The organism is Hydrogenophaga taeniospiralis (genome assembly GCF_020510445.1).
Taxonomy (GTDB): Bacteria; Pseudomonadota; Gammaproteobacteria; order Burkholderiales; family Burkholderiaceae_C; genus Hydrogenophaga.
The window spans coordinates 245,508-264,540 of sequence record NZ_JAHBAG010000001.1 but is presented as its reverse complement, the minus strand read 5'-3'; the positions used below and the strand labels follow the sequence as shown (position 1 = coordinate 264,540).

Sequence of the window (19,033 nt, the reverse complement as noted above, 5' to 3'; positions counted from 1 at the left end):
GGCGCGGGGGGGAGGCGGCTATGCCGCCGTGGTTTGGCGCACCGCGTGCTCCCACTTCGCCATTTTTTCTGCGGCGTGCTCTCGCGAGAGCGTCGGGTGGAACACCCGCTCGGCACGCCACTGTTTTGAGAGTTCGTCCAGCCCGGCGTACAGCCCGCACTGCAGGCCTGCGAGGTAGGCCGCGCCCAGAGCGGTGGTCTCGATCACGGCCGGCCGCACCACCGGAATGCCCAGCAGATCGGCCTGGATCTGCATCAGCAGGTCGTTGACGCAGGCGCCGCCGTCCACCCGCAGCTCGTTCACCGGCACGCCGCCGCTGGCCACGGCGTCGCGGCTCATGGCGTCGAGCAGCGCGGCGCTCTGGAAGGCGATGCTTTCCAGCGCGGCGCGCGCGATGTGGGCAATCGTGCTGCCGCGCGTGAGGCCGGTGATGCTGCCGCGGCTGTCGGGCTGCCAGTAGGGCGCGCCCAGGCCGGTGAAGGCGGGCACCAGCACCACGCCGCCCGCGTCGGGCACGCTCTCGGCGAGCGCCTGCACCTCGCTGCTGGACTGGATGGCGCGCAGGCCGTCGCGCAGCCACTGCACCACGGCGCCGCCGATGAACACGCTGCCCTCGAAGGCGTACTGCGGCTTGCCGGGCGGCTGCGCGGCGGCGGTGGTGATCAGGCCGTTCTGGCTGGTCTGGAAGCGCTCGCCGTTGTGCATCAGCATGAAGCAGCCGGTGCCGTAGGTGTTCTTGGCCATGCCGGCCTGGAAGCAGGCCTGGCCGAACAGCGCGCTCTGCTGGTCGCCGGCCACGCCGCCGATCACCAGCGGCGCGCCCAGCCACTCGGGGCGTACCTCGCCGAAATGGGCGCTGGAGGGCAGGGCGGTCGGCATCATGGCCGCCGGGATGGTCATGGCCGCGAGCAGCTCTTCGTCCCAGCGTTGCGTGTGCACGTTGAACAGCATGGTGCGCGCGGCGTTGCTGTGGTCGGTCACGTGGGCCGCGCCGCCGGTGAGCTGCCAGATCAGCCAGCTGTCCACCGTGCCGAAGGCCAGCTCGCCGGCCTCGGCCTGCGCGCGCGCGCCGGGCACGTGGTCGAGGATCCACTGCAGCTTGGTGCCCGAGAAATAGGCGTCGATGCGCAGACCGGTTTTCTGCAAGACGGTGTCGGAGAGGCCGCGCTCGCGCAGCGCCACGCAGGTGCTTTCGGCGCGGCGGTCCTGCCAGACGATGGCGTTGTAAACGGGCTCGCCGGTCTGGCGGTTCCACACCACCGTGGTCTCGCGCTGGTTGGTGATGCCCACGGCGCGGATGTCGCTGGCCTTCAGGCCGGCCTTGGCCAGCGCCTCGCGCGCGGTCTCCAGCTGCGTGGTCCAGAGGTCGCGCGGGTCGTGTTCCACCCAGCCCGGCTGGGGGTAGATCTGGCGGAACTCGCGCTGCGCCATGGCCACCACATGGCCGTCGCGGTCGAACACGATGCTGCGCGAACTCGAAGTGCCCTGGTCCAGGGCGAGCAGGTAGGTCATGGTTTGTCTCGCTGAGGTGGTGGGGATCAGGCGGGGTCGTCCGAGCGGTCGGCCACCACGCATTCGACGTGGCCCTGCGCCATCAGTTCGCCAAAGGGGGGCGGTGGCGGCGCGTCGGTGAACATCACGTCGATCTCGTCGAGCCGCGCCAGTTCCACCATGGCGGGCCGGTTGAACTTGCTGTGGTCGGCGGCGAGCCAGACCTCGCGCGACTGCTCGACGATGGTGCGCGCCACCTTCACCTCGCGGTAGTCGAAGTCGCGCAGCGTGCCATCGGACTCGATGCCGCTGATGCCGATCAGGCCGATGTCCACCTTGAACTGGCGCATGAAGTCCACCGTGGCCTCGCCCACGATGCCCTGGTCGGCGCCGCGCACCAGGCCGCCGGCCACGATCACCTCGCAGTCGGGGTTGGTGCTCATCAGCGCGGCGATGTGCAGGTTGTTGGTGATCACGCGCAGGCCGCGGTGGCGCAGCAGTTCGTGGCCCACCGCCTCGATCGTGGTACCGATGTTGAGGATCAGCGAACAGCCGTTGGGCACCCGCTGCGCGATGGCGCGCGCGATGGCGCGCTTGGCCTCGGACTGCATGGCCTGGCGCTGCCGGTAGGCGATGTTTTCGGTGGTCGAGCCCGGCAGGCGCACACCGCCGTGAAAGCGCGAGAGCAGGCCGGCCTCGGCCAGGCGCTGCACATCGCGGCGCACGGTCTGCAGGGTCACGCCAAAGCGTTCAGCCAGGGCTTCGATGGTCTGCGGGCCGCGGACGCGCACGTCTTCGAGCAACTGGGTGTGTCGGGGCGCGAGGTTCATGCGGACGGATTCTGAAACAGGACAACCCGAACATAACGGAAAAGTTATTTTTGCCCTTAAGGGTAAATACCGAATAAAAAAGAACATAAACGAACAATAGAATCGCCGAAACGAAAACGCCCGACCCGGGTGACTGGCCTTCTTCTGGACCTGAAATGCAGCTCTCTCTGGAATACGTGGGGAAAACGGTCGGACCATCGGTCCACCTCTATCCCCAGAGCCTGACCCCGGTGCCCGGCGCGGTCACGGTGTTGCTGGGCGCGACCCAGGCCGGCAAGACCAGCCTGATGCGCCTCATGGCCGGGCTGGACGTGCCCAGCACCGGCCGGGTGCTGGTGGACGGCGTCGACGTGACCGGCGTTCCGGTGCGCGAACGCAACGTGGCCATGGTCTACCAGCAGTTCATCAACTACCCCTCGATGACGGTGGCCGACAACATCGCCTCGCCGCTGAAACTGCGTGGCCTGCCGCGCGCCGCGATCGACGCCCAGGTGCGGCAGCTCGCCGAGCGCCTGCACATCGACATCTTTCTGGACCGCCTGCCGGCCGAGCTCTCCGGTGGCCAGCAGCAGCGCGTGGCGCTGGCCCGCGCGTTGGCCAAGAACGCGCCCCTGATGCTGCTGGACGAGCCGCTGGTGAACCTGGACTACAAGCTGCGCGAGGAACTGCGCGAAGAGCTGACCCAGCTGTTCGCCGCCGGCGACTCCACCGTGGTCTACGCCACCACCGAGCCCGGTGAAGCCTTGCTGCTGGGCGGTTACACGGCGGTGATGGACGCGGGCGAACTGCTGCAATACGGACCGACCGCCGAGGTCTTTCACGTGCCCAAATCGATCCGCGTGGCGCGCGCCTTCAGCGACCCGCCGATGAACCTGCTGGCGGCCGAGGTGGTGGACAGCGGCGTGCAGCTGGGCGGCGGGCCGCGCCTGGCCGTGAACCTGCCGGAGCGCGCCACCCGCGCGCTGACGGTGGGCGTGCGCGCCAGCGCCCTGCGGGTGCATCCGCGCGAGGGCGATGTGACCCTGCCCGGCACCGTGGAGCTGGCGGAGATCTCGGGCTCGGACACCTTTGTGCACGTGCACACCGGCGTGGGCGAGGTGGTGGCCCAGCTCACCGGCGTGCACGACTTTGAGCTCGGCAGCCCCATCACCCTGCACCTGAATCCGGCGCAGGTCTATGTGTTCGACCAGGCGGGGGATCTGCTGATCGCGCCTGAGCGCAAAGGAGCACAGCGATGAGCGCCGCGCCGGACCGCTCCAAGCCAACTCGCACCGCAGTGCGAAGCACGGAGGTTTCCCAATGAGCCGCATTGATCTGGATCTCGCGCACTCGTACAAGCCGAACCCGAAAGAGGACGCCGACTACGCGCTGCTGCCGCTGAAGATGAGCTTCGAAGACGGCGGCGCCTACGCCTTGCTCGGCCCCTCGGGCTGCGGCAAGACGACCATGCTCAACATCATGTCGGGTCTGCTGGTGCCTTCGCACGGCAGCGTGACCTTCGACGGCCAGGACATGACCCGCGCCACGCCGCAGCAGCGCAACATCGCCCAGGTGTTCCAGTTCCCGGTCATCTACGACACCATGACGGTGGCGGAAAACCTGGCGTTCCCGCTGAAGAACCGCAAGGTGCCGGCGCACCAGATCCAGGCCCGCGTGGGCCAGATCGCCGAGATGCTGGAGATGAGCCACCAGCTCGACATGCGCGCCGCGGGTTTGAGCGCCGACCAGAAGCAGAAGATCTCGCTGGGCCGGGGTCTGGTGCGGCCCGATGTGTCGGCCGTGCTGTTCGACGAGCCGCTGACCGTGATCGACCCGCACCTGAAATGGCAGCTGCGCCGCAAGCTCAAGCAGATCCACCACGAGCTCAAGCTGACCCTGATCTACGTGACGCACGACCAGGTGGAGGCGCTGACCTTTGCCGACCAGGTGGTGGTGATGACGCGCGGCAAGGTGGTGCAGATGGGCACGCCCGAGGCCTTGTTCGAGCAGCCGGCCCACACCTTCGTGGGCCACTTCATCGGCTCGCCGGGCATGAACTTCCTGCCGGCGAACGTGGCCGACGGCGCGCTCAGCGTGGGCGGTCTTGGCCTGAGCGCGGACCGCGAGCTGCCCGCGGGCGATCTCAAGCTGGGCATCCGCCCCGAATACCTGCGGCTGGTGCCGGTCGGCGCGATCGGCGCCTTGCCCGCCACCGTGCGCCAGGTGCAGGACATCGGCACCTACCTGCTGGTGACCTGCGACCTCGCCGGCCAGACCCTCAAGGCGCGGCTCGCGCCCGACGCCACGCCGCCCGCGGTGGGCGACCGGGTGGGGCTGCAGGTGCTGGGCGAACACACCTGCTACTACAAGAACGAGGAGCTCATGGCATGAGCGCGACCACCAAACCCGTGAACCAGAAGGCCTGGTTCCTGATCCTGCCGGTCTTCATCTGCGTGGCCTTCTCGGCCATCCTGCCGCTGATGACGGTGGTGAACTACTCGGTGCAGGACATCATTTCGCCCGAGCGCCGCGTCTTCGTCGGCACCGAATGGTTCGCCGCCGTGATGCGCGACCAAGACCTGCATGCGGCGCTCTGGAACCAGCTGAAGTTCTCGTTGGCCGTGCTGCTGTTGGAGATACCGCTGGGCATCGCGCTGGCGCTGTCCATGCCGGCCGCGGGCTGGAAGGCCTCGGCCACGCTGGTGATCGTGGCGCTGTCGCTGCTGATCCCCTGGAACGTGGTCGGCACCATCTGGCAGATTTTCGGCCGCGCCGACATCGGCCTGATGGGCGCCACGCTGCAGCGGCTGGGCATCGAATACAGCTACACCGGCGACGCCCTGCACGCCTGGCTCACCGTGCTGCTGATGGACATCTGGCACTGGACCCCGCTGGTAGCCCTGCTGGCCTACGCCGGCCTGCGCAGCATCCCCGACGCCTACTACCAGGCCGCGCGCATCGACGGCGCGAGCAAATTCGCGGTGTTCCGCTACATCCAGCTGCCCAAGATGCGCGGCGTGCTGATGATCGCCGTGCTGCTGCGTTTCATGGACTCTTTCATGATCTACACCGAGCCCTTCGTGCTCACCGGCGGCGGCCCCGGCAACGCCACCACCTTCCTCAGCCAGTACCTGACGCAGAAGGCGGTTGGCCAGTTCGACCTGGGGCCGGCGGCGGCGTTCTCGCTGATCTATTTCCTCATCATCCTGCTGTTCTGCTTCGTGCTCTACAACTGGATGCAACGCCTGGGACAAACCGAGAAGGAGGGCGGCCATGAATGATCGCCGGTTCAAGAAGCGTACGGTCTTCCTGATCGCCTATTTGATCTTTGCCCTGTTGCCCATCTACTGGATGGTCAACATGAGCTTCAAGACCAACCAGGAAATCCTCTCCAGCTTCAGCCTGCTGCCCCAGGCCTTCACCTGGGACAACTACAAGACCATCTTCACCGACGAGTCCTGGTACTCGGGCTACATCAACAGCCTGATCTACGTGGCGATCAACACCACGATCTCCCTCACGGTGGCGCTGCCCGCGGCCTATGCCTTCAGTCGCTACAGCTTCCTGGGCGACAAGCACGTGTTCTTCTGGCTGCTGACCAACCGCATGACCCCGCCCGCGGTGTTCCTGCTGCCGTTCTTCCAGCTCTACACCACGGTCGGCCTGATGGACACCCACCTGGCGGTGGCGCTGGCCCACCTGCTGTTCAACGTGCCGCTGGCGGTGTGGATTCTGGAAGGCTTCATGTCGGGCATCCCGCGCGAGATCGACGAGACCGCCTACATCGACGGCTACAGCTTCCCGCGTTTCTTCCTCACCATCTTCCTGCCGCTGATCAAGGCCGGCGTGGGTGTGGCGGCCTTCTTCTGCTTCATGTTCAGCTGGGTCGAGCTGCTGCTGGCGCGCACGCTCACCAGCGTCAACGCCAAACCCATCGTGGCCACCATGACCCGGACCGTGAGCGCGAGTGGCATGGACTGGGCCACGCTGGCGGCCGCTGGTGTGCTGACCATCGTGCCCGGCGCGATCGTGATCTGGTTCGTCCGTCACTACATCGCCAAAGGTTTCGCCATGGGACGGGTATGAGCACCCCCCGACCCCCCAGGGGGCGCCGCTGGCGGCCCGTCCTGAGCTTGTCGAAGGGCGGTTCCGCGGCGGCCTGGGTTGGCGGGGCTTGCGCTCTAACTTTTTTGGAGACTTCAGATGTTTGAGTGGATGGCGTGGACCACGCCGGTCGCGATTTTCTTCACCTGCATCGTCTTGATGCTCGCAGGCATGACGGTGTGGGAGCTCAAGTCGCCCACGACGATGCGCAAGGGCTTTCTGCCCATGGCCACCACGCGCGGTGACCGCCTGTTCATCGGCCTGCTCGGGGCGGCCTACATCAACCTCGCCTTCGTTGGCATCGCCGGCTGGATCACCGAGTGGATGTCGCTGGAGCAGGAGCCCAGCATCTGGATCTCGTTCGTGCTGTCCATGGTCTGGCTGGTCTGGACCTTACGCAAAGGCTGAACGCGACTCGGGACCGTTTTTCTCTTTCCGTTGAATTCGGCCCATTGCTTCCCCGGGGCCGAGCCGTTCAGCGTCAACACCGGGGAAGCACATTGCTAGAGGAGACAACATGAAATTTCGTCATACCGCACTGGCCGTCGCGGCCATCGCGGCCCTGGGATGCAATCTGGCTTGGGCCGATGCGGCCGCGGCCAAAAAATGGATCGACAGCGAGTTCCAGCCCTCCACCCTGAGCAAGGACCAGCAGGCCGCCGAGATGAAGTGGTTCATCGATGCCGCCGCCAAGCTCAAGGCCAAGGGCGTGAACGAAATCTCGGTGGTGTCCGAAACCATCACCACCCACGAGTACGAGAGCAAGACGCTGGCCAAGGCCTTCAGCGAGATCACCGGCATCAACGTCAAGCACGACCTGATTCAGGAAGGCGACGTGGTCGAGAAGCTGCAGACCTCGATGCAGTCGGGCAAGTCGATCTACGACGGCTGGATCTCCGACTCCGACCTGATCGGCACCCACTACCGTTACGGCAAGATCATGAACCTGACCGACTACATGTCGGGCAAGGGCAAGGAATACACCAACCCCGGTCTGGACCTCAAGGACTTCATCGGCACCAGCTTCACCACCGGCCCCGACAAGAAGCTCTACCAGTTGCCCGACCAGCAGTTCGCCAACCTGTACTGGTTCCGTGCCGACCTGTTCGCGCGCCAGGACCTGAAAGACAAATTCAAGGCCAAGTACGGCTACGACCTGGGCGTGCCGCTCAACTGGTCGGCCTACGAAGACATCGCCGCCTTCTTCAGCGAAGACGTGAAGACCATCGACGGCAAGCCCATCTATGGCCACATGGACTACGGCAAGAAGGACCCGTCGCTGGGCTGGCGCTTCACCGACGCCTGGCTGTCGATGGCCGGCACCGCCGACATCGGCATCCCCAACGGCAAACCGGTCGACGAATGGGGCATCCGCGCCTCGGCCGACGGCTGCACGCCGCTGGGTGCGAGCGTCTCGCGCGGTGGCGCCACCAACTCGCCGGCCGCCGTCTACGCACTCACCAAGTACGTCGACTGGATGAAGAAGTACGCGCCGAAAGAAGCCAGCGGCATGACCTTCGGCGAAGCCGGCCCCGTGCCCGCCCAGGGCCAGATCGCGCAGCAGATCTTCTGGTACACCGCCTTCACCGCCGACATGACCAAAAAGGGCCTGCCGGTGGTGAACGAGGACGGCACGCCGAAGTGGCGCATGGCGCCTGGCCCGAACGGTCCGTACTGGAAGCAGGGGATGCAGAACGGCTACCAGGACGTGGGCAGCTGGACCTTCTTCGACAAGCACGACGAGAACAGGACCGCCGCCGCTTGGCTGTACGCGCAGTTCGTGACCGCCAAGACCACCTCGCTCAAGAAGACCATCGTCGGTCTGACCCCGATTCGCGAGAGCGACATCCAGAGCAAGGCCATGACCGACATGGCGCCCAAGCTCGGTGGCCTGGTCGAGTTCTACCGCAGCCCGGCGCGGGTGGCGTGGACGCCCACCGGCACCAACGTGCCCGACTACCCCAAGCTGGCCCAGCTCTGGTGGCAGAACGTGGCCCAGGCTGTGACCGCCGAGAAAACGCCCCAGCAAGCCATGGACAACCTGGCCGAACAGATGGACCAGGTGATGGCCCGTCTGGAGCGCGCCGGCATGGACCGCTGCGCGCCCAAGCTCAACAAGAAGGAAGACCCCAAGAAGTGGCTGAGCGACAAGGGTGCCCCGTGGGCCAAGCTGGCCAACGAGAAGCCCAAGGGTGAAACCATCGCCTACGACCAGCTGCTCAACGCCTGGAAGAACGGCAAGGTCCGCTGAGGACGCCTGACCGATCGAGTCGCAACCGCCCCTTGCGCCCACCGGCGCAAGGGGCCACCCCAAACACCATGAAACGCGCAGAACTGCTCCAATCGCTGGCCCAAAAAACCCTGTTTGATCTGGCGGTGGTGGGCGGCGGCGCCACCGGCCTCGGGGTGGCGCTGGATGCCGCGCTGCGCGGCTTCTCCGTGGTGCTGCTGGAGTCGCACGACTTCGCCGGCGGCACCTCTTCCCGTTCCACCAAGCTGCTGCACGGTGGCGTGCGTTACCTGGCGCAGGGCAATGTGGCCCTGGTGCGCGAGGCGCTGGCCGAGCGCGCCACGGTGCTGCGCATCGCGCCCCACCTGGCGCAGCCGCTGCCCTTCGTCATGCCGTCCTACGGCTGGTGGCAGACCCCGTTCTACGGCGTGGGGCTCAAGCTGTACGACCTGATGGCCGGGCGCGCCGGGCTGGGTCGCACCGCCTTCCTGAACCGCCGGCAGACCCTGGAGGCCTTGCCCGGGGTGAATCCCCAGGGGCTGCACGGCGGCGTGCAGTACTGGGACGGCCAGTTCGACGACGCCCGGCTGGCCCTGGCCCTGGCCCGCACCGCCGAAGCCGCGGGCGCGCTGGTGCTGAACTACGCCCGGGTCACGGCGGTGCGCCGTATGGACGACGCCGGCCACCCGGTCTCCGAGCTCGATGTGAGCGATCGCTTTTCTGAAGAGCAATACACAGTGCGGGCCCGGTGTGTCGTCAATGCCACCGGCGTCTGGGTCGACGAGCTGCGCGCCCATTCCAGCGGCGCCAGTGCCCAGGACGCGCCCAAACGCATGGTCAGCCCGAGCCAGGGCGTGCACGTGGTGGTGGACCGCGACTTTCTGCCGGGCGACCACGCGCTGCTGGTGCCCAAGACGCGCGATGGCCGGGTGCTGTTTGCCGTGCCCTGGTTGGGAAAACTGGTGCTCGGCACCACCGACACGCCGCGCCAGGACCTGCCCCGCGAACCCGATGCCTTTGCCGAGGAACTGGATTTCATCCTGAGCGAGGCCGGCCACGTGCTGAGCCGCCCGGTCACGAAAGCGGACATCCGCAGCATCTGGGTGGGGCTGCGCCCCCTGGTGGCGCCACCGGAAACCACCGAGGGCGGCACCAAGGTCCTGTCGCGCGAACACACCATCGTGGTGGACGCCAATGGCCTCGTCACCGTCACGGGGGGCAAATGGACCACCTACCGGGCGATGGCCGAAGATGTGCTGGACCGTTGCTTTACCAGTGCACTGCTGCCCCGGCGCCCCGGTGGCTTGAGCGAACGCCACACGCTGCTGGGCGCGCCCACCGCCGGCGCGCCGGCCACACCGATCTATGCCCCACCGGGCCTGCATCTGTATGGAACGGAGCGTCAAAGGGTGCTGGACTGCCCGGGGCACGACCGCTCATTGGGCATGGGGCTGACCGAGGCCATGGTGCGCTACGCCGCGCGCCATGAGCACGCCCACACGGTGGAGGATGTGCTGGCCCGGCGTTGGCGGGCCCTGTTCCTGGACGCCCGCGCGGCGGCGGGCATGGCGCCCGACGTCGCGGCCATCCTGACCCAGGAACAGGTCGCGGACCCGGAGCTTGACCGGTTCCTGTCGTTGTGCGACCACTATTTGCCGAGCCGTACCGCCGGTTGAGCGCAAAAGCCGGTTGACAATCCAAAGGTGTAGTGCAATAATCTGCGGCTTCGCTGTAAAAAGGCGAAGTTATCCGCCCACCGACGCGGGTCGTGTCCAGTCTGCAGCAGGCCTGCAGGGTTGATGCGGCTGGCAACGACGGGCCCAAGACTGATCACTCCCGGCCGTGGTGGCTGGGGGGATTCAAGTTGGGACTTAAATCAAATGATCCAAACGCAATCTCGACTCGATGTTGCTGACAACACGGGCGCCAAGTCCGTGATGTGCATCAAGGTGCTCGGTGGCTCCAAGCGCCGCTACGCCAGCGTGGGTGACGTCATCAAAGTCACCATCAAGGAAGCAGCGCCCCGTGGCCGCGTCAAAAAAGGCGAGGTTTACAACGCTGTGGTGGTTCGCACCGCCAAAGGCATCCGTCGTCAAGACGGCGCCCTGATCAAATTCGACGGCAACGCGGCAGTGTTGCTCAATGCCAAGCTGGAGCCCATCGGCACCCGCATCTTCGGACCGGTCACGCGCGAGCTGCGCACCGAGAAGTTCATGAAGATCGTGTCGCTGGCGCCCGAGGTTCTCTGAGGAATCATCATGAACAAGATTCGTAGTGGCGATGAAGTCATCGTGATTGCCGGCCGCGACAAGGGCAAGCGCGGCAAGGTTGTGCTGCGCGCCGACGACAGCAAGCTGGTGGTTGAGGGCGTGAACATCGTCAAGAAGCACGCCAAGCCGAACCCCATGAAGGGTGTGACCGGCGGCATCGTTGAAAAAACCATGCCGATTCACCAGTCCAATGTGGCCATCTTCAATGGCGCCACGGGCAAGGCGGATCGCGTGGGCATCAAGCTCCTGGCCGACGGCAAGAAAGTGCGCGTCTTCAAGTCCAGCGGCGAAGAAATCAAGGTGGCATGAACATGGCACGTTTCCAAGAAATCTACCGCGACAAGATCGCCCCCAGCCTGGTCGAGAAGTTCGGCTACAAGTCGATCATGGAGGTGCCCCGCATCACCAAGATCACGCTGAACATGGGTGTGAGCGAGGCTGTTGCCGACAAGAAGGTCATGGACAACGCTGTTGGCGACCTGACCAAGATCGCTGGCCAGAAGCCGGTGGTGACCAAGGCCCGCAAGGCCATTGCGGGCTTCAAGATCCGCGAACAGCAGCCCATCGGTTGCATGGTGACCTTGCGTGGCGCCCGCATGTACGAATTCCTCGATCGTTTCGTGACCGTGGCGCTGCCCCGGGTGCGTGACTTCCGCGGTATTTCCGGCAAGGCGTTTGACGGCCGCGGTAACTACAACATCGGCGTCAAAGAGCAGATCATTTTCCCTGAGATCGAGTACGACAAGGTTGATGCCTTGCGCGGTCTCAACATCAGCATCACGACGACCGCCAAGAACGACGAAGAGTGCAAGGCTCTTCTGGCTGGTTTCCGTTTCCCGTTCAAGAACTGAGGTGGCGCGTGGCTAAACAAGCACTACTCCAACGTGAACTCAAGCGCGAGAAACTCGCCGCCAAGTTCGCCAAGAAATACACCGAGCTCAAGGCCGTCGCCAACGACGCCAAGCGCACCGACGAAGAGCGTGACGCGGCCCGTCTGGGTCTGCAGAAGCTGCCCCGCAATTCGAACCCGACCCGCCAGCGCAACCGCTGCGAGATCACCGGTCGTCCGCGTGGGACCTTCGCCTATTTCGGCCTGGCCCGTGCCAAGGTTCGCGAAATGGCGTTCGCCGGTGAGATTCCCGGTGTCACCAAAGCCAGCTGGTAAGCCCTAGGAGAACCACAAATGAGCATGAGTGATCCTATCGCCGACATGTTGACCCGCATCCGCAACGCGCAGATGGTCGAGAAGGCCGTCGTGACGATGCCGGCTTCGAAGGTCAAAACCGCGATCGCCCAGGTCCTGAAGGACGAGGGCTACATCGACGGGTTCCAGGTCAAGAGCAACGACGGCAAGAACGAACTTGAGATTGCTCTCAAGTACTACGCTGGCCGTCCCGTGATCGAACGCATCGAGCGCGTGAGCCGTCCCGGCCTGCGTGTTTACCGCGGTCGCAACGCCATTCCCCAGGTTCAGAACGGTCTGGGTGTGGCCATCGTCACCACGCCCCAGGGCGTGATGACCGACCGCAAGGCCCGCGCCACCGGTGTCGGTGGTGAAGTCCTGTGTTACGTCGCCTGATGCGGGCATTGAGGAGCAACTGAATGTCACGTATTGGAAAACTGCCGGTCGCCATCCCTGCTGGGGTGGAGGTGGCCGTCAAAGACAACCTGATCAACGTCAAGGGTGCCCTGGGCGCCCTGGCGCTGGCGGAAAACGCCCTGGTCAAGGTCGAAAACAACGCTGGCTCGCTCTCGTTCACACCGGTGAATGAGTCGCGCGAAGCCAATGCCATGTCCGGCACCATGCGTCAGCTGGTGAACAACATGGTCAACGGTGTGAGCAAGGGCTTCGAGAAGAAGTTGACGCTCCTCGGTGTGGGCTACAAGGCCCAGGCCCAGGGCTCCAAGCTCAACCTGACGGTGGGCTACTCTCACCCCGTGGTGATGGACATGCCCGCCGGCATCAAGGTGGAAACCCCGACGCCGACCGAAATCCTGATCAAGGGTTCCGACCGCCAACGTGTGGGGCAGATCGCTTCCGAGGTGCGCGCTGTGCGCCCCCCCGAGCCCTACAAGGGCAAGGGCATCCGCTATGCGGATGAGAAGGTCGTGATCAAGGAAACCAAGAAGAAATAAGGATCAGGATCATGTTGACCAAAAAAGAGCAACGTCTCCGTCGGGCCCGCCAGACGCGCATCCGTATTGCGCAGCAAGGCGCCGTCCGCCTGACCGTGAACCGCACCAACCTGCACATCTACGCCAACGTCATCTCCGACGATGGCACCCGTGTGCTGGCCTCCGCCTCCACGGCCGAAGCCGAGGTGCGCGCCCAGATCGGTGGCGCCGGCAAGGGTGGCAACACCGCTGCCGCACAACTGGTGGGCAAGCGCATCGCTGAAAAGGCCAAGGCCGCCGGCATCGAGAAGGTGGCGTTCGACCGTTCCGGTTTTGCCTACCACGGCCGGGTGAAAGCCCTGGCAGACGCGGCCCGCGAGGCCGGTCTGCAGTTCTGATCAAACGGAATACACAAAATGGCTAAATTTACGGCAAACATCAAGAACGAAGCGAACGACGACGGTTTGCGCGAGAAGATGATCGCGATCAACCGCGTGACCAAGGTGGTCAAGGGCGGTCGTATTCTCGGTTTCGCAGCACTGACCGTGGTCGGTGACGGCGACGGCCGCGTTGGCATGGGCAAGGGCAAGGCGCGTGAAGTGCCGGTGGCCGTGCAGAAGGCCATGGAACAGGCCCGCCGCAACATGATCAAGGTGTCGCTCAAGAACGGTTCGCTGCACCACAGCGTGCACGGTGAGCATGGTGCCTCCAACGTCATGATGCTGCCTGCTTCCAAGGGTACCGGCATCATCGCGGGCGGCCCGATGCGCGCCGTGTTCGAAGTGCTGGGCATCACCGACGTGGTGGCCAAGAGCCATGGCTCGAGCAATCCCTACAACCTGGTGCGCGCCACGCTGGACGCACTGAAAAATTCGACCACGCCCTCCGATGTGGCTGCCAAGCGCGGCAAGTCGGTTGAAGACATTCTGGGCTGATTGGAGCGATCATGACCACACAAAACACCGTCAAGGTCCAACTGGTGCGTAGCCCCATTGGTACCAAGCAGTCGCACCGCGACACCGTGCGCGGCCTGGGTCTGCGCAAGCTCAACAGCATCAGCGAGCTGCAGGACACGCCCGCCGTGCGCGGCATGATCAACAAGATCAGCTACCTGGTCAAGGTACTCTGAACCGGAGTCGCAAGACATGGAACTCAATAGCATCAAGCCCCAAGAAGGCGCCAAGCACGCCAAGCGTCGCGTCGGCCGTGGCATCGGCTCCGGCCTGGGCAAAACGGCCGGTCGTGGCCACAAGGGCCAGAAATCGCGCTCGGGTGGCTACCACAAGGTGGGCTTCGAAGGCGGTCAAATGCCTCTGCAGCGTCGTCTGCCCAAGCGTGGCTTCAAATCCGCTCAGCTGCAGTTCAACGCTGAAGTGACCCTGGCCGACATCAACGCGCTGGAAGCCGCCGAGATCGACCTGCTTGTGCTCAAGCAGGCCGGCCTCGTGGCCCACATCGCGCGTCGTGTGAAGGTCATCAAGACCGGTGAGATCACGCGTGCCGTGACGCTCAAGAGCATCGGTGCCACCGCAGCGGCCAAGTCGGCGATCGAAGCCGCTGGCGGTTCGTTGGCCTGATTCGACACCAGCGGAAGCAATCTGTGGCAACTGGATCCACGACTCTGGCCAAGACAGGAAAGTTCGGCGACCTGCGTCGCCGGCTGGTGTTCCTGTTGTTGGCGCTGGTGGTTTACCGCATCGGGGCGCACATTCCTGTGCCCGGCATCGACCCTGCGCAGCTGGAACAGCTGTTCAAGGGCCAGGCCGGCGGTATTCTCAGCCTCTTCAACATGTTCTCGGGCGGAGCGTTGTCGCGCTTCACCGTGTTCGCGTTGGGCATCATGCCGTACATCTCGGCGTCGATCATCATGCAGTTGATGACCTATGTGGTGCCTACGTTCGAGCAACTGAAGAAGGAAGGCGAAGCCGGTCGTCGCAAGATCACGTCCTACACCCGTTACGGCACGCTGGCCCTGGCCATCTTCCAGTCCATGGGCATCGCCCTGGCGCTGGAAGGTCAGCAGGGGCTCGTGATCGATCCCGGTATGGGCTTTCGCCTGACCGCCGTGGTCAGCCTGGTGGCGGGAACGATGTTCCTGATGTGGCTGGGCGAGCAGATCACCGAGCGCGGTCTGGGCAACGGGATTTCGATCCTGATCTTCGCGGGTATCGCGGCGGGTCTGCCGAGCGCCATTGGTGGCTTGCTTGAACTGGTGCGTACCGGCGCCATGAACATCCTGGTGTCGATTTTCATCATCGCGCTGGTGATCCTGGTCACCTACTTCGTGGTGTTTGTCGAACGCGGTCAGCGCAAGATTCTGGTGAACTACGCTCGGCGTCAGGTGGGCAACAAGGTGTATGGCGGTCAGTCATCGCACCTGCCGCTCAAGCTGAACATGGCCGGCGTGATTCCGCCGATCTTTGCCTCCAGCATCATCCTGCTGCCCACCACGGTGGTGAGCTGGGTGAGCACCGGCGACTCGACCCGTTGGCTGCGCGACATCGCTTCGGCCTTGTCGCCGGGTCAACCGATCTATGTGGCGTTGTACGCTGCGGCCATTGTTTTCTTCTGCTTCTTCTACACGGCGCTGGTGTTCAACAGCCGCGAAACCGCCGACAACCTGAAGAAGAGTGGCGCGTTCATCCCGGGCATTCGCCCCGGTGACCAGACGGCCCGCTACATCGACAAGATATTGTTGCGACTGACGCTGGCCGGCGCGATCTATATCACCGCCGTCTGCCTGCTGCCCGAGTTTCTGATCCTGAAGTACAACGTGCCTTTCTATTTTGGTGGCACGTCACTGTTGATCATCGTGGTGGTCACCATGGACTTCATGGCCCAGGTGCAGAACTACATGATGTCGCAGCAATACGAATCGCTGCTTAAAAAGGCCAATTTCAAAACCTCCCTTTGAGCTTTGCGTATGGCCAAGGACGATGTGATCGAAATGCAGGGCGAGGTGCTTGAAAACCTGCCCAATGCGACTTTCAGGGTCAAGCTCGAAAATGGTCATGTGGTTTTGGGACACATCTCCGGCAAGATGAGGATGCATTACATCCGCATCCTGCCGGGTGACAAGGTCAAGGTAGAACTCACGCCCTACGACCTCACCCGGGCGCGGATTGTGTTTCGCTCGAAGTGAGCGGTGGCTGGTTGAATATTTTTGGAATATCTAGGAGAAGACTATGAGAGTTTCGGCTTCGGTCAAAAAAATGTGCCGCAACTGTAAGATCATCAAGCGGCATGGCATCGTGCGAGTGATTTGCACCGATCCCCGCCACAAGCAGCGTCAAGGCTGATTCGGAAGTTCAGAGGACCAACATGGCTCGTATTGCAGGCATCAACATTCCGCCGCACAAGCACGCCGAAATCGGCTTGACGGCAATTTTTGGCATTGGCCGTACCCGTGCTCGCAAGATTTGCGAAGCCTGCGGCATCGACTACGCCAAGAAAATCAAGGACTTGAGCGACGCGGAACTTGAAAAAGTCCGTGACCAGGTCGGTGTGTTCACGATCGAGGGTGACCTGCGCCGTGAAACCACCATGAACATCAAGCGTTTGATGGACATTGGTTGCTACCGTGGCTTCCGCCACCGTCGTGGTTTGCCAGTCCGTGGTCAGCGCACCAAGACCAACGCCCGCACGCGCAAGGGTCCCCGCAAGGCGGCCCAGTCGCTGAAGAAGTAATCGGTTTGAAGGATCCTCATGGCTAAGTCTCCCTCCAGCAGCGCATCTGCCCGCGTTCGCAAAAAAGTCCGCAAGAACATTGCCGACGGCATTGCCCACGTGCACGCGTCGTTCAACAACACCATCATCACCATCACCGACCGTCAGGGCAACGCCTTGTCCTGGGCGTCTTCGGGTGGTCAGGGCTTCAAGGGTTCGCGCAAGTCGACGCCTTTTGCGGCCCAGGTGGCTTCGGAAGTCGCGGGTCGAGCCGCGATCGAGCAGGGCATCAAGAACCTGGATGTCGAGATCAAGGGCCCGGGCCCGGGTCGTGAGTCCTCGGTGCGTGCACTGGGTGCGTTGGGCATCCGGATCAACTCGATTGCCGACGTGACGCCGGTGCCGCACAACGGTTGCCGTCCGCAGAAGCGTCGTCGCATCTAAATCGCCTCATTTGAGGCGGTGCCGCCAGCGCGGTACAATCAAAAGCTTTTTTCTCGAGCGCCACCGCAGTCGCCTGCGGTGGCATTTTTGCTAAGCCCACCGCCCCCGTCCAACGGGAGGCTCCCGCAACATCGGGTTGCGGCAGTGTGATTCAAGGAAACCAACGTGGCACGTTACCTCGGCCCCAAGGCCAAACTCTCCCGCCGTGAAGGCTCGGACCTGTTGCTCAAGAGCGCACGCCGTTCGATCAGCGACAAGGCCAAATTCGACTCCAAGCCGGGCCAACACGGCCGCACCTCTGGCCAACGCACGTCGGACTTCGGTCTGCAACTGCGTGAAAAGCAGAAGGTCAAGCGCACATACGGCGTGCTGGAACGTCAGTTCCGCCGCTATTTCGCCGAGGCGGACCGTCGCCGCGGCAACACCGGCGCCAACCTGTTGTTCTTGCTGGAAGCCCGTCTGGACAACGTCGTCTTCCGCATGGGTTTTGCTTCTACCCGTGCCGAAGCCCGCCAGATCGTGTCGCACAAGGCGATCACCGTCAACGGCAAGTCGGTCAACATCCCCTCCTACTCGGTCAAGGCCGGCGACGTGGTCGCGGTGCGTGAGAAGTCCAAGAAGCAGGCCCGTGTGATCGAAGCGCTGGAACTCGCCAAGCAGATCGGTTTCCCCGCCTGGGTTGACGTGGCCGTGGACAAGGCCGAAGGCGTGTTCAAGAAGTCGCCCGACCGTGATGAGTTCGGTGCCGACATCAACGAATCGCTGATCGTCGAACTGTATTCCCGTTAATTTCGTTCCCGGTCTGCGCCTGCACGGTGTGACCGGGCCATGCTCCGTCTGCCTTATCGGTGTAACGAGCCGAGGGTACTGAAGGAAGTTTGAATGCTGAACAATCTGCTGAAGCCCAAAACCATCAACGTCGAGCAACTGTCGACCCATCGCGCCAAAGTGACGCTCGAGCCTTTTGAACGTGGCTACGGTCACACGCTGGGCAATGCCCTGCGCCGGGTCTTGCTGTCCTCGATGACCGGGCATGCACCGACCGAGGTCACCATTGCCGGCGTGGTTCACGAATACTCCTCCATTGATGGTGTGCAGGAAGATGTCGTGAACATGTTGCTGAACCTCAAAGGTGTGGTCTTCAAGTTGCACAACCGCGACGAAGTGACCTTGAGCCTGCGCAAGGACGGTGAAGGTCTGGTCACGGCGGCCGACATTCAGACGCCGCACGATGTCGAGATCGTCAACCCCGGCCATGTGATCGCCACGCTGTCTGCCGGCGCCAAGCTGGACATGCAGATCAAGGTCGAAAAGGGCCGCGGTTACGTGCCCGGCAGCCTGCGCCGCAACGACGACCAGTCGCGTTCGATTGGCCGCATCGTGCTCGACGCTTCGTTCTCGCCCGTCAAGCGCGTGAGCTACACCGTTGAAAGCGCTCGCGTGGAGCAGCGTACCGACCTGGACAAGCTGGTGCTTGAAATCGAGACCAATGGTTCGATCGGCCCGGAAGAAGCGGTGCGCGCGTCGGCCAAGATCCTGGTGGAACAGCTGGCGGTGTTCGCGCAACTCGAAGGCGTGGAACTCTCCGCCTTTGACGCGCCGGCCCAGCGCAGCTCGCAGCAGTTCGATCCGATCCTGCTGCGTCCGGTGGACGAGCTGGAACTCACGGTCCGTTCGGCCAACTGCCTCAAGGCGGAGAACATCTATTACATCGGTGATCTGATCCAGCGCACCGAGAATGAGTTGCTGAAGACCCCCAACCTGGGTCGCAAGTCGCTCAACGAGATCAAGGAAGTGCTCGCTTCGCGCGGCCTGACCTTGGGCATGAAGCTCGAAAACTGGCCGCCGGCTGGTCTCGACAAACACTGAACTCGTCGATCAAAGTCTGACGAACCTCCAGTACC

General features: G+C 63.8%; 26 protein-coding genes. 24 read left to right on the top strand and 2 right to left on the bottom strand.

Features of this window, described 5'->3' with window-relative positions:
• Positions 1-18 precede the first annotated feature (18 nt).
• Both glpK and KIH07_RS01220 read right to left on the bottom strand, forming a co-directional pair.
• The gene (gene glpK, locus KIH07_RS01225; protein WP_226490216.1) at positions 19-1,512 is read right to left on the bottom strand and encodes a glycerol kinase GlpK; all 1,494 of its coding nucleotides are present in this window, start codon (positions 1,510-1,512) and stop codon (positions 19-21) included.
• A 26-nt stretch (positions 1,513-1,538) separates the two neighbouring features.
• Complete coding sequence (locus tag KIH07_RS01220; protein ID WP_226490215.1) at positions 1,539-2,321, bottom strand: DeoR/GlpR family DNA-binding transcription regulator; 783 nt, start codon at positions 2,319-2,321, stop codon at positions 1,539-1,541.
• 155 nt (positions 2,322-2,476) lie between these two features.
• Here KIH07_RS01220 and KIH07_RS01215 point away from each other — a divergent pair, with 155 nt between their 5' ends.
• The 24 genes from KIH07_RS01215 (at position 2,477) to KIH07_RS01100 (ending at position 18,998) form a co-directional block, all read left to right on the top strand.
• Positions 2,477-3,559, top strand: a complete 1,083-nt coding sequence (locus KIH07_RS01215) for an ABC transporter ATP-binding protein (protein WP_226490214.1) — start codon at positions 2,477-2,479, stop codon at positions 3,557-3,559.
• 61 nt (positions 3,560-3,620) lie between these two features.
• Positions 3,621-4,691 (top strand): ABC transporter ATP-binding protein, encoded by a 1,071-nt coding sequence (locus tag KIH07_RS01210; protein WP_226490213.1) that lies wholly within the window; start codon positions 3,621-3,623, stop codon positions 4,689-4,691.
• Entirely contained in the window at positions 4,688-5,581 is an 894-nt protein-coding gene (locus KIH07_RS01205; protein ID WP_226490212.1) for a carbohydrate ABC transporter permease, read from the top strand. Before KIH07_RS01210 ends, KIH07_RS01205 begins: the two co-directional genes overlap by 4 nt.
• Positions 5,574-6,386, top strand: coding sequence for a carbohydrate ABC transporter permease (locus KIH07_RS01200; RefSeq protein WP_226490211.1), 813 nt, complete (start codon positions 5,574-5,576; stop codon positions 6,384-6,386). The genes KIH07_RS01205 and KIH07_RS01200 overlap by 8 nt, the downstream gene beginning before the upstream one ends.
• Before the next feature lie 117 nt (positions 6,387-6,503).
• Positions 6,504-6,812, top strand: coding sequence for a DUF2160 domain-containing protein (locus tag KIH07_RS01195; protein WP_226490210.1), 309 nt, complete (start codon positions 6,504-6,506; stop codon positions 6,810-6,812).
• Positions 6,813-6,921: 109 nt separating this feature from the next.
• Positions 6,922-8,655 (top strand): ABC transporter substrate-binding protein, encoded by a 1,734-nt coding sequence (locus KIH07_RS01190; protein ID WP_226490209.1) that lies wholly within the window; start codon positions 6,922-6,924, stop codon positions 8,653-8,655.
• 68 nt (positions 8,656-8,723) lie between these two features.
• A complete protein-coding gene (locus KIH07_RS01185) occupies positions 8,724-10,310 on the top strand; it encodes a glycerol-3-phosphate dehydrogenase/oxidase (protein ID WP_226490208.1) in 1,587 nt (528 codons plus the stop codon).
• Between the two features lie 204 nt (positions 10,311-10,514).
• Positions 10,515-10,883: a 50S ribosomal protein L14 gene (gene rplN, locus KIH07_RS01180; protein ID WP_056268999.1), complete on the top strand. Its 369-nt coding sequence runs from the start codon at positions 10,515-10,517 to the stop codon at positions 10,881-10,883.
• Between the two features lie 9 nt (positions 10,884-10,892).
• The gene (gene rplX, locus KIH07_RS01175) at positions 10,893-11,213 is read left to right on the top strand and encodes a 50S ribosomal protein L24 (RefSeq protein ID WP_068174934.1); all 321 of its coding nucleotides are present in this window, start codon (positions 10,893-10,895) and stop codon (positions 11,211-11,213) included.
• 2 nt (positions 11,214-11,215) lie between these two features.
• Entirely contained in the window at positions 11,216-11,755 is a 540-nt protein-coding gene (gene rplE, locus KIH07_RS01170; RefSeq protein ID WP_226490207.1) for a 50S ribosomal protein L5, read from the top strand.
• 8 nt (positions 11,756-11,763) lie between these two features.
• Positions 11,764-12,069, top strand: a complete 306-nt coding sequence (gene rpsN / locus KIH07_RS01165) for a 30S ribosomal protein S14 (protein ID WP_226490206.1) — start codon at positions 11,764-11,766, stop codon at positions 12,067-12,069.
• 18 nt (positions 12,070-12,087) lie between these two features.
• Positions 12,088-12,483 carry a 30S ribosomal protein S8 gene (gene rpsH, locus KIH07_RS01160; RefSeq protein WP_226490205.1) on the top strand — a complete coding sequence of 132 codons (396 nt, stop codon included), beginning with the start codon at positions 12,088-12,090 and terminating at the stop codon, positions 12,481-12,483.
• A gap of 23 nt (positions 12,484-12,506) precedes the next feature.
• A complete protein-coding gene (gene rplF / locus KIH07_RS01155; protein ID WP_226490204.1) occupies positions 12,507-13,040 on the top strand; it encodes a 50S ribosomal protein L6 in 534 nt (177 codons plus the stop codon).
• A gap of 11 nt (positions 13,041-13,051) precedes the next feature.
• Positions 13,052-13,417 (top strand): 50S ribosomal protein L18, encoded by a 366-nt coding sequence (gene rplR / locus KIH07_RS01150; RefSeq protein WP_068174944.1) that lies wholly within the window; start codon positions 13,052-13,054, stop codon positions 13,415-13,417.
• A gap of 18 nt (positions 13,418-13,435) precedes the next feature.
• A complete protein-coding gene (rpsE, locus tag KIH07_RS01145; protein WP_068174947.1) occupies positions 13,436-13,954 on the top strand; it encodes a 30S ribosomal protein S5 in 519 nt (172 codons plus the stop codon).
• Between the two features lie 11 nt (positions 13,955-13,965).
• Entirely contained in the window at positions 13,966-14,148 is a 183-nt protein-coding gene (gene rpmD / locus KIH07_RS01140; RefSeq protein WP_068174949.1) for a 50S ribosomal protein L30, read from the top strand.
• A gap of 16 nt (positions 14,149-14,164) precedes the next feature.
• Positions 14,165-14,596, top strand: a complete 432-nt coding sequence (gene rplO / locus KIH07_RS01135) for a 50S ribosomal protein L15 (RefSeq protein ID WP_226490203.1) — start codon at positions 14,165-14,167, stop codon at positions 14,594-14,596.
• 23 nt (positions 14,597-14,619) lie between these two features.
• A complete protein-coding gene (gene secY / locus KIH07_RS01130) occupies positions 14,620-15,933 on the top strand; it encodes a preprotein translocase subunit SecY (protein WP_226490202.1) in 1,314 nt (437 codons plus the stop codon).
• A gap of 9 nt (positions 15,934-15,942) precedes the next feature.
• Complete coding sequence (gene infA / locus KIH07_RS01125; protein WP_226490201.1) at positions 15,943-16,161, top strand: translation initiation factor IF-1; 219 nt, start codon at positions 15,943-15,945, stop codon at positions 16,159-16,161.
• Positions 16,162-16,204: 43 nt separating this feature from the next.
• Entirely contained in the window at positions 16,205-16,318 is a 114-nt protein-coding gene (rpmJ, locus tag KIH07_RS01120; protein WP_084236402.1) for a 50S ribosomal protein L36, read from the top strand.
• Between the two features lie 22 nt (positions 16,319-16,340).
• Positions 16,341-16,706: a 30S ribosomal protein S13 gene (gene rpsM, locus KIH07_RS01115; RefSeq protein ID WP_226490200.1), complete on the top strand. Its 366-nt coding sequence runs from the start codon at positions 16,341-16,343 to the stop codon at positions 16,704-16,706.
• 18 nt (positions 16,707-16,724) lie between these two features.
• Positions 16,725-17,129: a 30S ribosomal protein S11 gene (gene rpsK, locus KIH07_RS01110; RefSeq protein WP_068174956.1), complete on the top strand. Its 405-nt coding sequence runs from the start codon at positions 16,725-16,727 to the stop codon at positions 17,127-17,129.
• 165 nt (positions 17,130-17,294) lie between these two features.
• Complete coding sequence (gene rpsD, locus KIH07_RS01105) at positions 17,295-17,918, top strand: 30S ribosomal protein S4 (protein WP_068174959.1); 624 nt, start codon at positions 17,295-17,297, stop codon at positions 17,916-17,918.
• Positions 17,919-18,011: 93 nt separating this feature from the next.
• The gene (locus KIH07_RS01100) at positions 18,012-18,998 is read left to right on the top strand and encodes a DNA-directed RNA polymerase subunit alpha (protein WP_226490199.1); all 987 of its coding nucleotides are present in this window, start codon (positions 18,012-18,014) and stop codon (positions 18,996-18,998) included.
• Positions 18,999-19,033: the final 35 nt, after the last annotated feature.

Bases quoted from the DNA above. Each gene is read 5' to 3' on its own strand.
- KIH07_RS01210 (WP_226490213.1), top strand. From the start codon at position 3,621: ATGAGCCGCATTGATCTGGATCTCGCGCACTCGTACAAGCCGAACCCG.
- rpsE (WP_068174947.1), top strand. From the start codon at position 13,436: ATGGCTAAATTTACGGCAAACATCAAGAACGAAGCGAACGACGACGGT.
- KIH07_RS01195 (WP_226490210.1), top strand. From the start codon at position 6,504: ATGTTTGAGTGGATGGCGTGGACCACGCCGGTCGCGATTTTCTTCACC.
- rplO (WP_226490203.1), top strand. From the start codon at position 14,165: ATGGAACTCAATAGCATCAAGCCCCAAGAAGGCGCCAAGCACGCCAAG.
- rplN (WP_056268999.1), top strand. From the start codon at position 10,515: ATGATCCAAACGCAATCTCGACTCGATGTTGCTGACAACACGGGCGCC.
- KIH07_RS01215 (WP_226490214.1), top strand. From the start codon at position 2,477: ATGCAGCTCTCTCTGGAATACGTGGGGAAAACGGTCGGACCATCGGTC.
- infA (WP_226490201.1), top strand. From the start codon at position 15,943: ATGGCCAAGGACGATGTGATCGAAATGCAGGGCGAGGTGCTTGAAAAC.
- KIH07_RS01205 (WP_226490212.1), top strand. From the start codon at position 4,688: ATGAGCGCGACCACCAAACCCGTGAACCAGAAGGCCTGGTTCCTGATC.
- KIH07_RS01220 (WP_226490215.1), bottom strand. From the start codon at position 2,321: ATGAACCTCGCGCCCCGACACACCCAGTTGCTCGAAGACGTGCGCGTC.
- rplF (WP_226490204.1), top strand. From the start codon at position 12,507: ATGTCACGTATTGGAAAACTGCCGGTCGCCATCCCTGCTGGGGTGGAG.
- rplE (WP_226490207.1), top strand. From the start codon at position 11,216: ATGGCACGTTTCCAAGAAATCTACCGCGACAAGATCGCCCCCAGCCTG.
- rpsH (WP_226490205.1), top strand. From the start codon at position 12,088: ATGAGCATGAGTGATCCTATCGCCGACATGTTGACCCGCATCCGCAAC.
- KIH07_RS01185 (WP_226490208.1), top strand. From the start codon at position 8,724: ATGAAACGCGCAGAACTGCTCCAATCGCTGGCCCAAAAAACCCTGTTT.
- rpmD (WP_068174949.1), top strand. From the start codon at position 13,966: ATGACCACACAAAACACCGTCAAGGTCCAACTGGTGCGTAGCCCCATT.
- KIH07_RS01100 (WP_226490199.1), top strand. From the start codon at position 18,012: ATGCTGAACAATCTGCTGAAGCCCAAAACCATCAACGTCGAGCAACTG.
- rpsK (WP_068174956.1), top strand. From the start codon at position 16,725: ATGGCTAAGTCTCCCTCCAGCAGCGCATCTGCCCGCGTTCGCAAAAAA.
- rplX (WP_068174934.1), top strand. From the start codon at position 10,893: ATGAACAAGATTCGTAGTGGCGATGAAGTCATCGTGATTGCCGGCCGC.
- rplR (WP_068174944.1), top strand. From the start codon at position 13,052: ATGTTGACCAAAAAAGAGCAACGTCTCCGTCGGGCCCGCCAGACGCGC.
- KIH07_RS01190 (WP_226490209.1), top strand. From the start codon at position 6,922: ATGAAATTTCGTCATACCGCACTGGCCGTCGCGGCCATCGCGGCCCTG.
- rpmJ (WP_084236402.1), top strand. From the start codon at position 16,205: ATGAGAGTTTCGGCTTCGGTCAAAAAAATGTGCCGCAACTGTAAGATC.
- rpsM (WP_226490200.1), top strand. From the start codon at position 16,341: ATGGCTCGTATTGCAGGCATCAACATTCCGCCGCACAAGCACGCCGAA.
- KIH07_RS01200 (WP_226490211.1), top strand. From the start codon at position 5,574: ATGAATGATCGCCGGTTCAAGAAGCGTACGGTCTTCCTGATCGCCTAT.
- glpK (WP_226490216.1), bottom strand. From the start codon at position 1,512: ATGACCTACCTGCTCGCCCTGGACCAGGGCACTTCGAGTTCGCGCAGC.